We start from the raw sequence: 14,851 nt of genomic DNA, 5'->3' as shown, positions 1-14,851 counted from the left end.
GTGACGCAAGTTCGCTGGGCCGGCGTTCGACGGCAGGCGAATAGCCGTTATGCAGCTCCTGCCTCGCGACAAGGCAACCGCCTAATTATTGAACGGCGCCGGGACTTGCCTGAGCTGGTCCCGGCGCCTGAGATATTGATGCGATCCTGCGGACAATTCGCCGTGGTCAGACGAACAGGAAATCGTGGCTCGTCAGGCTGGCGACGTTGACGTTCTTCAGGAGGATCGAGTCGCTGGCCGAAAGCGTGACCAGGGCGTTCGCGCCCGACTGCGTGATTTGCAGATGGCCGTAGTCCGCGGCGAGGAGCTTCGAGATCTGGATCACGTCGTGAGTGGCGGCGTCGCCGGCCTGGAAGTTGACGATCTGGTCTTGGCCGTGATCGTAGACGATTGTGGTCGAGCTCGGCGCCGCCGAGAACAGGTCGTTGCCGGCCCCGCCCTGGATCGTCACGCCGCTCGCAACCGCCGTGACGTTGTGTGTGCCGTCGGTTTTGGTGTCGTCGAAGAACTGGAGTGCATTGGCTGAATTGTAGTTTTCGTGCTGCGTCGTGCCGGCCTGTCCGTTGAAGTTGAACAGGAACACGTCCTTCGAACCGTCGGCGTTGTTGGCGATCTCCTGGGTCTTGGAACCGGAGCCGTCGTAGATGCCGGTCAGCTTGCTGCCGTCGTTGTTGATGACCTGGGTATAGTCCAGCGTGCCATCGGCGTGGGTCCGGGTAAGCTCGACGATATGCCCGGAGGCATCGAGGTGCTGATGCTGCGTGGTGTAGGACTGCCCCTTGATGTTGTAGCTCCAATTGTCCGACGTGCCATCGGCGTTGGTAATGTACGCGGCAGTCTTGACGCCGTTGGTGTAGGCGGTCGTGGAGCTATAGCCGTCGATCTTCGTCGTCACCTCGCTGGTCAGAACGCCCTTGGCGTCGTACCAGTCCGAGGTTTTGGTCCCGTCTGAGCTCTGGACAAGCGTGAAGGCGAGGCTGCTATCGGCGTGGGTGCGCACGATGTTAGTGAGGAAGCCGGTCGGATCGTAGCTGTCGTGCTCGGTCGTGTAGGTCTGGCCCACGATATTGAACTGGAAGACGTCCTTCGAACCGTTGGCGTGGTAATCGGTCTCCGTCATCTTGACGCCGGAGGCATTGTAGTTGCTCACCACGCTGCTGCCGTCGCTATTGACGACTTGGCTGTAGTCGAGCGACCCGTCGGCATGCGTGCGGACCACTTCGGTCGTGACACCGGAGGGGTCGAGGTGCTGGTACTGCGTGGTATAGCTCTGACCTGTTATATTGTAGCTGTAATTGTCGTGGCTCTGGTCCGCATTGGTGATGTAGGCCGCGGTCTTGACGCCGTTGGTGTAGATCGTCGTTGCGCTGTAGCCGCTCGTCTTCTCCAGGACCTCACTGGTGAGGATGCCGCTGGCGTCGTACCAGTCCGAGACCTTGGTGCCGTCGCTGCCCTGCTGCAGTTTGAAAGCCAGGCTGCCATCGGCGTGCGTGCGAACGAGCGAGGTGAGGAAGCCCGCCGCATCGTAGATGTCGTGCTCGGTCGTGTAGGTCTGGCCGGTTATGTTGAGAAGCCAGATATCCTTGCTGCCATCGGCGTTATAGTCGGTTTCCTTCGTCCGCTTTCCCGCTGAGTCATAGTTGGTGACGACGCTGCTACCGTCGTTGTTGATGACCTGCGTATAGTCGAGCGTGCCGTCGGCATGCTTGCGGGTCACGGCCGTGACCTTGCCGGAGGGATCGACGTGCTGGATCAGTGTGCTGTAGCTCTGGCCGGTGATGCCATAGGCGTAATTGTCCTGGCTGCCGTCGGCATTCTTGACATAGGCGTTGGTTTTGACGCCGTTGCTGTAGAGCGTCGTCGAGCTGAAACCGTTGGCCTTTTGGACGACTTCGCTGGTGAGGCTGCCGGCGGCATTGTACCAATCGGTCGTCTTGGTGCCGTCGGTCGTTTGCACCAGCTTGAACGCCAGGCTGCCATCGGTGTGGAGGCGCGTCAGGGTCGTGAGAAAGCCGGTCGTATCGTAAACGTCGTGCTCGGTCGCGTAGTTCTGGCCCTTGATGTTGTAGGTCCAGACGTCCTTGCTGCGATCGGCATGGTAGTCGGTCTCGACCAGCTTGACCCCCGTGGCGCTATAGGTGGTGATCACGCGACTGCCGTCGCTGTTGTAGACCTGTGTCGAATCGAGCGAGCCGTCCGCATGGCTGCGGACCACGGACGTGACCTTGCCGGTTGAATCCAGGTGCTGGACTTGGCTCGTGTAGCTCTGCCCCTTGATGTTGTAGGTATAGTTGTCCTGGGTGTGGTCGGCGTTCTTGACGTAGACCGTGGTCTTCACGCCGTTGGTGTAGATGGCCGTCGAATAATAGCCGTCCGGTTTTTGCACGACTTCGCTGAGAAGCGTGCCGGTGGTGTTGTAGGTGTCGGTGGTCTTGGTTCCGTCGGTAGCGAAATGGACGGAGGTGGTCTTTACGCCGCCGGTGTAGCCGATCGCGTCTTTGGACCCGTCGGTGTAGACGATCGTGGTCGAAGTGGGCAGTCCGCTTGCGTTCAGGCCGGTGTCCGCTTTCGACAGGAGGTTGCCGCTGGCATCATAGGTTTTCGTGCTGCTCCAGGTCGCGGCCGAGTTCGTGATCGAGAAGGAATGGCCGCCCTGGATCTTGGACAGCGCATTGCCGTAATGCGCGATCATATAGTCCATCGTCGCCTTCGAAGCGACGGGCAGGACATGCGAGTCGGTGAGCGTAATGGCTTGAAGCGCCGTCGACGTGCTCAGGTCGGACAGTTGCGGCACGATCTCGGCAGCCGTACCGCTGACACTGGTTCGGGTGTCCGGCGGAATCGGGGTGGTCGCAGGCGCGTCGATCTCGATGATCAGCGGGTGATCGCTGACCGGAATCGTAATGGTGCTGACGTCCGTGTAGCTCGCGATCGCGGTGGTCCCGGTCAGCGTGTCGTACACCTTGACCGAATGATGCACGCCGCCCAGGTTCACCGTGACCGTCTGGGTCGGATTGGAGATCTCGGCATCGGCCGCATCATTCCAGAGCTTCGGCTCCGCCCAAACGACAAGCTCGTAGGCGCCATTGCTCTTGCCGAGCACCATGCTGTTGCCCGAGGCCGGCATGTTGCTGAGGGTGTAGTTCAATGGATTAGTCGGCTGCAGGCCGCCCTTGCCGTCATCGGCCAGAATGCTCGTCAGGTTGTGAATTGCCGTCGCGGCGAGCTTCGGCGTTCCGTCGGAGTTGAATAAACCGAAGTTGGCTTCAGGATTGGTGTTGCTGGCGGACGAGTCGCGATCGAACATCTCGTAGAGATAGGTCGCACTCACGCCAGCCTTGTAGGCATCCACCAGGGTGTTCAAGATCGACTTGGCCTGCACCGTCTCGTCGACACCGAGATATTGGGTGTTGGCTTGGGTGGTGTAGCCGGTCTCCGTAATCACGATGGGCTTTCCCGGCGCGGCGGTCGAGACGGCGCTCAAGGTGGCAGCAAGTGAGCTGCTGGTCGTCAAGCTGGTGCTGACATAGGCATGCGCATTGGCGAAATCGACCGAGCCCGACATGTTGCCGAGCTGGCTGTAGCCTTGGGGATCGTTGTAGGCGAGCGACAAATTGATGACGGGAATGCTGGAAAGCGTGCCGTCTGCCTTGACCGCCTGATAGAGCGCGCTTTGGAACTGGGCCGCGGCGCTAAGGCTCGAGCTGCCATTGTAGCTGAAGGGCTGGTGATTGGCCTCGTTGAGCCCCTCGATGGCGCTGATGCTGCCTGGATGGCTCGCCACGAACTTCTCGAGCGACACGATATACTTCTGGAGGCCGGCGGTGCCCAGCTGGGGCAGGGCGGACGACACCAGGAAGTCGAATTTGTAGCCGGCAGCCGCCAGCCCTTCAACGACCGGTTGTGCGGCGGGGCTGGTTCCCATCGCGTCGCGCAAATGGGTGACGCCAAGATACTTCAGGTCATCGACCATCAATGCGAGGTTATTGTAGTCGGTCCACCCGAAGCCGGCATGCGTGTTGACGCCGATGGAGTTGATGAAGCCGCTTGCGGAGAGGACGGTTTGATCTGACGACATTTCACACTCGAGTTTCTACGCGAACGAAATTGCTCGCAGGGATTTGCGTTCAACCTTCTCGATCGAGTGTGAATTTCAGATAAAAATCGGAGCTACAAATCGAGAGCGATCAGCAGTTCCTCGCAGGAACAGCTCGACTCTGATTCAAGACAATAACGATGTCGTGCCGACGCAGCATGACCTCAACATGGCGCTTCCAAGAATTCGCAAGGTTTCACTGCTGAATCTATGCGCATGTCGCGCTTCAATGATGCATGTGACTTGGGGCGCGGAGCTGTGAAGCTGTCAGGCCGACCCGATGCGCTGGTAGATTTTGCCGGCACGAGCAAGTCACTCAATATTCTCGTACTGGTTGTCAGTCACTTCGCCGCATTTTGAAGCGAAGTAGAGAGTTCCACGGTAGGAACTTCGCGGACGCGGGCAGAGCGTCAAGGGCGCATCTAGCTCCAAAGAAGGTTTGCAAGAGACCGGTCGACAGATCAGCTCGGGCGGGCCAGGAGGAGAAAGTTTCCGCGCCAGCCGACCGCAGCCGTGACGATTGCGGCGATGACGATCTTTCCAGCAAGCCACGCCGCCGGTTCGCTCGGCGCATGACTGAGCGATCCGATCAGAATGGCGGCTGCGAGCGCCTGAAGCACCAAGGGCCAGCGCGGGAACGCATCGAACCTGAGGGTAGGGCCAAGCCCGGCCAAGATCGCCGCGAGCGTGGCGATCGAGGCGCAGGTGACTGCCGCTTGGGGTGACAGGCCGGCCCAGACGGCAACCAGGGAGAACGCCGCAACCATTGCCAGCTGCCCGGCAGCAACGAGGGCGAGCCTGGTCGCGAGCTTTTCCAGGTGGGGAACGACCGCGATCGTCGCCTGCAGGTGGGTATGGAGGAAGTAGAAAGCAGCGACCGCCGGCCCTGTCGCCAGGAAGCCCTCGACGCTCTCCCGCGGGACCAGGATGCGGGCCGCGTCCGGAATGAAGGCGACAAGCCCGCCCAGCAGGACGAGGGTTGTGCAGATCATGAACTCGAACATGTGCCGCGCCGATTGTCTCGACTTCGTGGCGCTCCCGTGCTCGAAATCATTGACCACTTCAGGATAACTCACGGTGTGGATCGCCGCATTGAGGACCCAGAAGGGACGTTGCAGCAGGTCGAGCGCAATGGAAAATCCTGCACCGGCTCCTGTGGCGCCGAGTCGCCCGACGACGATGATACGAAGCAGAACCGGCACGGACAAATGGATCACGGACGCGCCGGCTGCAAGCATGCCGTAACGCGAGAAGTCCTTCCAGTCAGCCAGCATTGTTCGCAGCGACACGCGATCCAGCGGCGTGCGATATGCGATGAGACCGGCAAGGAGCCCAAGCAGGTGACCCAATGCGATGCCGAGCAGCGTTGCTTCGGCCGTGCCTGAGATCATTCCGCCCGAGACGGCCCCGCCCAAAAGAGCCGTCGCACGCAAGGCAAGAAGGCAGGAGGCGGTCCCCAGCCGGTTCGACAGTCGTACCGACAAGAAGTACAAATCGGTCGAGCCCTGAAGAACGGCCACGCTCAGGCCGAGGACGACCAGCCGTGGCGTGAGGCCGCTGACCAAGGAGGCGCAGCTCCCGACCGCAACGAGCGCGCCGGCGCTCATGAGGGCCGCCGCAAAGAGCGACGATCTCAGTCGAGCCGCCTCGCTCTCCTTGGCGGCCGCAAGAAAGCGCAGCCCCGCGAGCTGCAGCCACTCGAACATGAGGACGCAGAGCAACTGGCTCGAGGCCATTGCGAGAGAATAATTGGTGTAGTCGGCGGCAGGCAGCAGGTGACTGATCACAAAGATCAGGATGATCGCTGCTGCGCTTTGGTAAACGTAGCCGGCGATCGCGAAGAGACGTGTCATCTCGGAATGAAGCTACTCTTTGCCACCGCATGCGCTTGTGGTACCCCGGCTATTGCCGGGCGCACGGACGACATCCGTCGCTGACGCAGTTGTTCATACAGGTTCTTGTACGACGACAATACGTCGGAAAAGATCCACTTGTTCGTGTCGGCGATAAGCCGACGGCTGATCTCGTCGATCTTGTGCGGGTCCGCGGCGATTTCGCGCATGCTCGTGGCCAGGGATTGTGGATCTGCTTCGGTCAACCACCCGGTTACGCCATGCTCGATCGCCTCCGGCATGCCGCCAAAGTGCGTACCGAGCAGCGGTCTGCCCGCCGCCTTGGCATCGGCGACGACGAGCGGGCCCGGATCGTGCCAGATGGACGGAGCGACCACGACGTCGACTTGCCTGTAGAATTCATCGGGAGACACGAATCCCATGAACTCGACCCGTGCATGCGGCGCCAGTGCTCTCAGGCGCTGTTGTTCCTGATCGCCCAAGCGGCCGGCAATCATCATCCGGATCCGATCGGGCGGCAGCATGGCCAGCGCTCGCATGAGATTGTCGATGCCCTTCTCCTCGGTGATCCGTCCGATGAAGCCGAATGTCACTTCCGTCGTGCAGACAGGCCGCGGGTAGGGTGAGCGCGGCGGCTCGGTCGAGGCATTGCGGATGACGGTGCGGATTGGCGTCTCGGCAAACATGCCCATATCGGTGTGAATGGAGAGGACGCGCTCGCTGACGCCGACCACGGCATCGAGCCAATGCGTCGCCCGTTTGCGGTGGTACGTCAGGATCCCACAGCTCGTACAGGTGTGTTCGCAGGAGCGGCCCTTGTCGAAGCGGGAACAGCGTGGACACGTCAAATAATAATCATGAAGCGTATGCAGGACCGGAACTCCGAGCTTGGCGGCTACCCGCCAGATCGCCGTGGTCAGGCCCGATAAATTATTGGAATGCAGAACGTCCGGCTTGAAAGCGCGAATGCGCTCCGCGATCATCGGGGCCTGGATCTGCCAATCGTCGATCGCATGCCAGATGCTTCGTTTCACGACGTTCTTTTGCTCCGTGAACGGCGCATAGACGTTTTGCACCGGTGCGGAATAGACGTTGATACCGTTGCATAATTCACGGCCCTGCTCGGGTGCGGATGCGGCGCGCACCACCTCGACCTCGTCGCCGCGCTGAGCCAGGCCCTCGGCAAATCTCCGCGCGAAGATCTCTGCTCCGCCGACGATCTTTGGTGCCTGCGGGGTCGGATAAAGCGTGGATGTCAAAAGGATCTTCATCGCGTCAACCTCTTTGTGCCGATCCGATTACCGTGCCGGCCGTATATCCAGTGCGGGAATGGCGTCATTATTGGCGGCGATCAGCACCGGCGTGCTCGAAACCGGCAGCCAGATCCCGGAGGCTGGCCTTGCAGTTGCATCGCAGGGGGCCGCGAAAGTCGCCCCCGGCAGATCGCCTCTGATCCGGACCTCGTAGCGTCGATCCGGATCCTCGGACCAGACCGCGATCTTGCCGCCGGTGGTCGAGGATGCTCCGATCGACATCACCCCGTTGGCAAGGCTTCTTCGTTCGGCGGTTAGAGTGGAACGGACGAATGCCCAGGCGCCACGCGCCGCGCAGGCTACGGGTTTGGGCGAATTGTCGAAACCGTAGAGGCCAAAATTGTCCTCCAGCTCGGCTGGATTCTGACCACTATTTTTGAGCTCATAGATCCACATCCCCTTGAGCCAGCGCGCCGCTGTCGAGGCCCACAGGATGAGCTGTGCCGTGTTATCGGCCTGAGCCTGCTCGCTGACACCACATTTGTTCGCAGCCGTGGTCCAGCCAGTCTCGGTCACGTAAATGGGGAAGTCGGGATTGCCGCTCGCTTGGCCGACCAGTCGATGGAACGCCGTGAGCCGGTCGATAATCTCGGCCGAATTGCGCTTCGCCGGCGCCATGCAGAAATTGTAGAGATGAATCGAGGCGCCATCGGCGTATTGAAGGATGCCGGTTTGCAGCATCTTCTCCGTCCACGTCCAACCGGGATCGTCGCCGATCGCGCCGACGACGAAAGGTGCATTCGGCACCGCCTGCTTGACCGCGGGCCGTGCTACCTTCGCGAGGGCCAGGTAGTTGTCGGCTGAGAATGAAGGGTCCTTCTTGGCTGCCAGATTCCACTCGTTCCAGAGTTCGAAGATCGGGCGCTGCGGCGCGACCGATCGCGCGGCCGCTGCCGCATAGTCCGCGAACCGCTGCCGGGCTTCGTCCGTCGTCGGAGGCGATGAGTTCGGCACGAGGTGATGGCCGAATGCAAGGATGAGGAGCGGCCGGGCGATGCCGGACTGAACCTGCGCGTCGAGCCTGCCCAACCGCGGCGTGAAGCCCATCCGACGTCCCGGCAATTCGAAATCAGACCAGGGAAAATCGTCGCGGAAGGCGTTAAAGCCCAGTTGCTTGATCTGGCTGACGTTCACGGAGGGCACGTAGCCTCGCGAACTGACCGGCCCTCCCAGTCCCTGATGGGTGCCGATACCCAACAGGAATCTGCTTTCAAGCGTCTGAGCCTGTTGAGCGCATGCCGGGACAGACAGAGAAACAGACGCGATGAGGCTCGCGATCCAGAGCAGCCTGTTGCGACCCAAGGTGCGGTGGCCCGCCATCGCCTGGATCATACCCGTCATCATTTCTCGCCTGCCGCAACTCACCTCAAAAAGGCTTCGAGAGGTCCGATTGCAGTGCCACGTTCTGCTCGACTCCGCTCTTGTTGTCGTCGAGGAGTTCGACATAGACCTGATGCAATTGGCGGTGTGTCTTCTGGACGTCATAAAACTGCTTGAAGCGATCGTAGCCGCGTTGCCCCAGGACCTTGAGATCCAGATCGAGCATCCGTCGGAAGCCGTCGATGAGAGGTTGAACCGCAACAGGTTCGCAAAGCACGCCGGTGACGCCGTCAACGACGATTTCAGGCAGCGCTCCGCTGTGGAAGGCCAGGATGGGCTTGGCCGCGCGCATCGCTTCCAGAGCGACGAGGCCGAAGGCCTCCCATCGTGACGGGATGACGACGAGATCGGCCGCCTCCAGCTGAGCCTCGATCTGCTGACGATCCAGCCAGCCTAGCAGCGAGACGTTGGCGGGAACCGCAGCTCCGTCGAACTTGTTGACCACGGAGGCGCCGACAATGCGAACATCCAGGACATCTTCGAGGGATCGTGCGGCCTCGATCAGGAGGTCGAAGCCCTTTTGTCGATCAAGACGGCCAATGAAAAGGACCTTGGCCTTCTTTGAAGTCCAATCTGTCGCAGCGCCGTACGGCAGTGGGCGGCTCTTGGAGATGCCATTGTGCACCAGGGTCAGACGGTCGGTCGGAATTCCCGCCCGGACCGCTTCATTGAATTCATCGCCGGAAATGCAGATGATACGATCCGACGTGCGGGCCAGAAGAGTCTCTGCAGCTTTTGCCGCCAGATGGCTCAGGCGGCCGGTCTCTCGCGAGAACGCCCAGCCATGCGGGCAATAGACGACGCGAGGACCTTCGGAACGAGCCGCCAACGCGGGCCTGAGAACGAGTCCGGCAAACGACGAATGGAGATGCATTACGTCGGGTTTGAAGGCGTCGAGCGCCTGCATGCTCGCCCGCAGCATCTGAAATAGTCCGGCGATGCTGCGGCCCGATCTGTCGAAGGTCGTGATCTGGCTGTCATCGATTCCGACGAGGTCGTGGCGATGATCCGATGGCACAACATAGTGCACGTTCTCCGCGCCGAAGCTCGCTTGCTGCTGCGGATGCAATTCGTTCAGGTAGCTCGCTATCCCACCCCGGATGGTTTCCGCGACATGCAGCACCTTCACCGCCTGCCTTGCGGAAGATTGAGTTGGGAAGATCGACATGGCGCATCCTTAATTGAGCATCAACGGATGCGATCACAATCCATCCAATCCATAGCGAGATTTGGGCAGCGGTGTGGTGTTGTTGCGCCGCGATGTCGAAGCTCTCTTGCTTCGAAGTCGAACGTACACACGGAACTCGTTGGATGGCGGCCGTTGTCGCCGCTATGCGCGCGACGCGAGAAAATCCAACAGTGCTCGCGCCGAGTCTTGCCACGAATATAATGCAAGACGATCTTGTTGCTTTCGGCGCTCCTGATCAGAGATTGCGCCGATTGCCAACCTTTCGAGCATAAGCTGTTGCAGCGCTTGAGCATCGTTGGCGCAAAAATAAGCAGCTGCTTCGCCGCACGTTTCCATCACCGCGTCAGCCGTCGAGGCTATGACCGGACAGCCGAAGATCATGGCTTCAAGTGGCGGTACACCGAAGCCCTCGTATAGAGAGGGAAAGACAAACGCCAGAGCGTGCGCATACAGAGCTGCAATCTCGCCATCCGCCATGCGTCCTGCCAGAAGCAGGCCCGATTCGCTCTCGCCCAGATTGTCTTGAAATACCTTGCTGTTATCTCCGCCGACAATGACGAGGGGAACGTCCTTTCGTTCGAGCAGCCGCGCCGCCTCGATTGCAACGGCGAGATTCTTGTTCTTGGTTCTGGAGCCGACAAAGAGAAAATATTTTCCCGGCTGAAGCCCTAATCGTTCGAGAATACCGTGATCAGGCGTTGTGGACGCGAAATGCTCCGCGCTGTTGGGGAATATCGGAATGTCCGTTTTCGAAAGGCCAAGCATTGCAGCCAATTCATTGCGAGAAAAGGCCGATACGGTCGCGATCGTGGCCCGCCGTGCAAGCAGGCGGCCCATCGTGCGGTGGACGGCCAAATAGCGCCAATTGAAGAAATCGGGCCGGCGGAAGACCTGTGCGTCGTGGATGACGACGATATGATCGCCATGAAACACAGGTCCGGCATTGGCCAGACTGATCAGGCGACCTCCAGCGGCGGCGCGCGCAAGTTCAATCTGATCCCAGGCATGTCCGCTCAGCCGTCCTATCTTGCGTACCTTGATGTGGGCGAGATTGATCGCTTCGCTCGTCTCGCTCGGCACGAGCAATTGCCACTCGGCTCCTCTGAGGGCAGCGGGCGATTGGTCGGACGCAAGCAGGGCATCGATCGCTTTGACCAGTTCGGCGGCATAACGCTGAACGCCGGTCAGCTTTTGCGAGAGAAAGCGGCCGTTGATGAAAAGCTTCAATTTTGTGCCGTTCGGGTTGTCGATGCCACAACGCGTGGGTCGCGATGTGTGCTTTCGAACCAAATGTGAGCACGGAAAGAAGCAGCCCGAAGGCACGGAATTATGACGGCATCGGCCGCGTGATCGCGCTGTTCGTTCGGTGCTCCCCGGGAACACTTGTTGAAAGTCTTCCCGGGCAGCCGGGAGCCTTTTATGGACGCGCGCCTGATGTTGCGTCGGCAGGCAGAGGGCGCTCCCGTCTGGTTAACTTGGGGAAGGCTGACATCCGAAGCGCCCGGCATTAAGCTTGCCGATGCTAGGGGGCTGTTCTCCAATGCTGAACCCTTGCCTCTACCGGTTCAGTCTGGCAATGCGGTATATGAGGACGGACAACGGAGTTTATTTTGGCCCCCGTGGTGGTTACCGGCGCTGCCGGCTTCATCGGCATGCATGTCTGTGAGCGCTTGCTTGCGCGCGGGGAACGAGTTGTCGGCATCGACGCAGTGACCCCTTACTATGATCCCGCGCTCAAGCGCGCTCGCCTCGAGACGCTCAAGCATGAGGCTTTCACATTCCACGAGATCGATCTTGCAGACTTCGCTGCGGTGACGCGTGTGTTCGACGAGGTCTCGCCCGACCGCGTAGTGCACCTTGCGGCGCAGCCCGGCGTGCGCGCATCGATCGACGATCCCATCACCAGCATCCGCGCCAATTGTGATGGCTTCGTCACCGTGCTCGAAGCGGGCCGGCGCCACGGCCTGGCGCATCTCGTCTACGCCTCGTCGAGCTCCGTGTATGGCGCCAATCGCACCTTGCCGTATTCGACCGAGCATTCGGTCAATCATCCGGTCAGCCTCTATGCCGCGAGCAAGAAGGCCAACGAGCTGATGGCGCACACGTTCGCACATGTTCACAAGCTGCCGGTGACCGGACTTCGCTTCTTCACTGTCTATGGTCCATGGGGCCGGCCCGACATGGCCGCCTGGCTCTTCACGCGCGCGATCTTTGCGGGTGAGCCGATCAAGCTTTTCAATAATGGAAATATGTGGCGCGATTTCACCTATGTCGACGACATCGTCGAGGGCGTGATCCGCACCCTTGATCGTCCCGCGACGCCGAATCCCGCGTGGAACGCCGAGCAGCCGGAAAACTCGTCGAGCTATGCGCCGTATCGCGTCTATAACATCGGCAACAATTGCTCGGTCGATTTGATCGAGTTCGTCGAGACACTGGAGAAGATCATCGGCAAGCCCGCGATCCGCACGCTTTTGCCGATGCAGGCAGGCGACGTCCTCGAGACGCGCGCCGACATTTCGGCCCTGCAACGCGACGTCGGCTTCACGCCCTCGACGCCGCTGGCGGATGGCTTGGGCCGCTTTGTCGAATGGTACCGAAATTATCACCGCGTATAAACCCCTCTCTTGAGTAGCTCACACGTGTCCCAAAAAATTATCCCCCTGATCATGTGCGGCGGTGCCGGAACGCGGCTGTGGCCGGCTTCGCGCGAGGTGCGCCCCAAGCAGTTCCTGCCGCTGTTCGGCACGCGCTCGACCTTCCAGGACACGCTGCTCCGCGTCTCGGAGGCCTCGCTGTTCGATCGCCCGATCGTCATCACCAATGCTTCCTACCGTTTCATGGTGCTGGAGCAGCTCGCCGAAATCGGCATCGAGGCCGACGTGATCCTCGAGCCGATGCGGCGCGATTCCGGTCCTGCGATCGCCGCCGGCGCGGTGTTCGCGCAGAACCGCTCGAGTGAGGCGATCGTGCTCGCGCTCGCCGCCGACCACGTGGTGCAGGACAATGCCGCGTTCGTCGCGGCGTGCCGCCAGGGCCTCACCGCCGCGAGCGCCGGGCGCATCGTCACCTTCGGCGTCAATCCGGAGCGGCCGGCGACCGAATACGGCTATATCAGCCCGGGCGAGGTCATCTCCGGCGAGGTGCACGCGGTCGCGCGCTTTGTCGAGAAGCCGGATGCGGTGAAGGCAGCCGACTATGTCAATTCCGGCTATCTCTGGAACAGCGGCAACTTCATGTTCCCGGCCAGCGTATTGCTCGACGAATACCGCAAGGTCGATGCGGCGAGCGTGGAGACCATCTCCAATGCCGTGACCAATGCCGGTCGCGATCTCGGCTTCGTGACGCTGGAGCCCGAGGCGTTCGGCGCGGCCAAGGCGATCTCGATCGACTATGCGGTGATGGAGAAGACCGCGCGCGCAGCGGTCGTGCCGGTGTCGTGCGGCTGGTCCGACGTCGGCTCCTGGCACGCGGTGTGGGAATTGTCGGACAAGGACGCGCAAGGCAATGCCGCGCACGGCGCCGCCGTGTTCGAAGATAGCCGCAACTGCAACGTCACCACCGATGCCGCGCTGGTCGCACTCGAAGGCGTTGACGATCTCATCGTGGTCGCGACCGCGGACGCAGTGCTGGTCTCGCGTCAGAAGGATGCCAACGGGCTGAAGCGGCTGGTCACGAAACTCAAGGCGGTCGCACCGAAGGTCACCGAGGAGCACCTCAAGGTGCATCGGCCCTGGGGCAGCTACCAGTCGGTCGACAATGGCGAGCGCCACCAGGTCAAGCGCATCGTGGTGAAGCCGGGCGGGCGTCTGTCGCTGCAGAAACACCATCATCGCGCCGAGCACTGGATCGTGGTCCGCGGCACCGCCCGCGTCACCGTCAACGACACCGTCAAAAGCGTGCACGAGAACGAGTCGATCTACATCCCGATGGGCGCGGTGCACCGGATGGAGAACCCCGGTAAAATCATGCTGGAGCTGATCGAGGTCCAGACGGGAAGCTATCTCGGGGAAGACGACATCATCCGGATTGAAGACGACTATCAGCGCTCTTGAGCAGAATGTCGCTCCAACATTCCGCGAACATTTAGAAATTGTCCTGCGAATTGCGATGATCGGAGCAGGCTGTTATGACCGACGACACGCACACAATCCGCTGCGGCGGGCTCGCCGCGACCATCAAGGCGCAAGGCGCGGAGATGTGTTCGCTGGCGAGCGATGCCGGCATCGAGTTCGTTTGGCAGGCGGGGGCGGCCTGGCCGCGCCATGCGCCGCTGTTGTTTCCGATCGTCGGGCGTCTCGCCAATGACGAATTGCGGCACCGGGGCAGGACCTACCGGATGACCCAGCACGGCTTCGCGCGTGACAGCCGCTTTGCGTGGATGGAACGTGGCGAAAGTCGCTGTATCCTGGTGCTCGAAGACAGCGAGACGACGCGCGCGCTCTACCCCTTTGCGTTCCGCCTGACGGCAACCTATGCGCTCGACGAATCCGGTCTCGATCTTTCACTCGTGGTCGCGAACACCGGCAAGGAGATGTTGCCGGCCTCGCTCGGCGGCCATCCCGCTTTCAACTGGCCGCTGCAACCAGGACTGGCGAAGGAGAGTTACGCGCTGAGCTTCGCGAACGCAGAGCCATCCCCCGTCCGCCGTCTCGACGGCGGCTTGCTGCGTCCGGCAACGGAGCCGAGCCCGGTCCAAGGCTCCGTGTTGCCCCTGTCAGAATCCCTGTTCGTCGACGACGCAATCATCTTCGATCGGATTGCGAGCACTTCGGTCCGCTATGCCGCGGAGCAGGGCGCGTCCACCGGGCCGTGGTTGAAAATGTCATGGCGCGGCTTTCGCGAGCTTGGCGTCTGGTCGAAACCGTCGGGCGCGCCGTTCCTCTGCATCGAGCCCTGGCGCGGCTATGCCAGTCCCGCCGGCTTCGACGGCGAATTCACTGACAAGGCGGGCCTGATGCACATCGCGCCCGGGACGGAAGAGCAATTGTCATTTCGGGTTGAGGTTGGATCGTCCTGA

The 14,851-nt window shown here is 61.1% G+C and carries 9 protein-coding genes; 3 read left to right on the top strand and 6 right to left on the bottom strand.

Annotated elements, in window-relative coordinates:
- Positions 1 to 166: 166 nt before the first annotated feature.
- The 6 genes from IVB54_RS29935 to IVB54_RS29910 form a co-directional block, all read right to left on the bottom strand.
- Positions 167 to 4,078 carry a hypothetical protein gene (locus tag IVB54_RS29935; RefSeq protein WP_018458848.1) on the bottom strand — a complete coding sequence of 1,304 codons (3,912 nt, stop codon included), beginning with the start codon at positions 4,076 to 4,078 and terminating at the stop codon, positions 167 to 169.
- A gap of 479 nt (positions 4,079 to 4,557) precedes the next feature.
- On the bottom strand, positions 4,558 to 5,949 hold the full coding sequence (locus IVB54_RS29930) for a hypothetical protein (protein WP_018458847.1): 1,392 nt from the start codon (positions 5,947 to 5,949) through the stop codon (positions 4,558 to 4,560).
- On the bottom strand, positions 5,946 to 7,220 hold the full coding sequence (locus IVB54_RS29925) for a glycosyltransferase family 4 protein (protein ID WP_018458846.1): 1,275 nt from the start codon (positions 7,218 to 7,220) through the stop codon (positions 5,946 to 5,948). Before IVB54_RS29925 ends, IVB54_RS29930 begins: the two co-directional genes overlap by 4 nt.
- Positions 7,221 to 7,247: 27 nt before the next feature.
- Complete coding sequence (locus IVB54_RS29920) at positions 7,248 to 8,708, bottom strand: glycoside hydrolase family 5 protein (protein WP_247363631.1); 1,461 nt, start codon at positions 8,706 to 8,708, stop codon at positions 7,248 to 7,250.
- The gene (locus IVB54_RS29915) at positions 8,629 to 9,810 is read right to left on the bottom strand and encodes a glycosyltransferase (RefSeq protein WP_210350951.1); all 1,182 of its coding nucleotides are present in this window, start codon (positions 9,808 to 9,810) and stop codon (positions 8,629 to 8,631) included. The genes IVB54_RS29920 and IVB54_RS29915 overlap by 80 nt, the downstream gene beginning before the upstream one ends.
- Before the next feature lie 162 nt (positions 9,811 to 9,972).
- The gene (locus IVB54_RS29910) at positions 9,973 to 11,058 is read right to left on the bottom strand and encodes a glycosyltransferase family 1 protein (RefSeq protein WP_085349966.1); all 1,086 of its coding nucleotides are present in this window, start codon (positions 11,056 to 11,058) and stop codon (positions 9,973 to 9,975) included.
- 383 nt (positions 11,059 to 11,441) lie between these two features.
- Between IVB54_RS29910 and IVB54_RS29905 the strand changes: the two genes are divergently transcribed.
- From IVB54_RS29905 to IVB54_RS29895, 3 genes are all read left to right on the top strand, one after another.
- Entirely contained in the window at positions 11,442 to 12,449 is a 1,008-nt protein-coding gene (locus tag IVB54_RS29905; protein ID WP_026233673.1) for an NAD-dependent epimerase, read from the top strand.
- 24 nt (positions 12,450 to 12,473) lie between these two features.
- Positions 12,474 to 13,886, top strand: a complete 1,413-nt coding sequence (locus IVB54_RS29900) for a mannose-1-phosphate guanylyltransferase/mannose-6-phosphate isomerase (protein ID WP_247363630.1) — start codon at positions 12,474 to 12,476, stop codon at positions 13,884 to 13,886.
- A 74-nt stretch (positions 13,887 to 13,960) separates the two neighbouring features.
- Positions 13,961 to 14,851 (top strand): aldose 1-epimerase family protein, encoded by an 891-nt coding sequence (locus IVB54_RS29895; protein ID WP_085349964.1) that lies wholly within the window; start codon positions 13,961 to 13,963, stop codon positions 14,849 to 14,851.

It is taken from the genome of Bradyrhizobium sp. CW1, assembly GCF_023100665.1.
Classification (GTDB): domain Bacteria; phylum Pseudomonadota; class Alphaproteobacteria; order Rhizobiales; family Xanthobacteraceae; genus Bradyrhizobium; species Bradyrhizobium canariense_D.
Note: the sequence above shows the minus strand (reverse complement) of the source record. Positions and strands in the feature narration are given on the sequence as shown.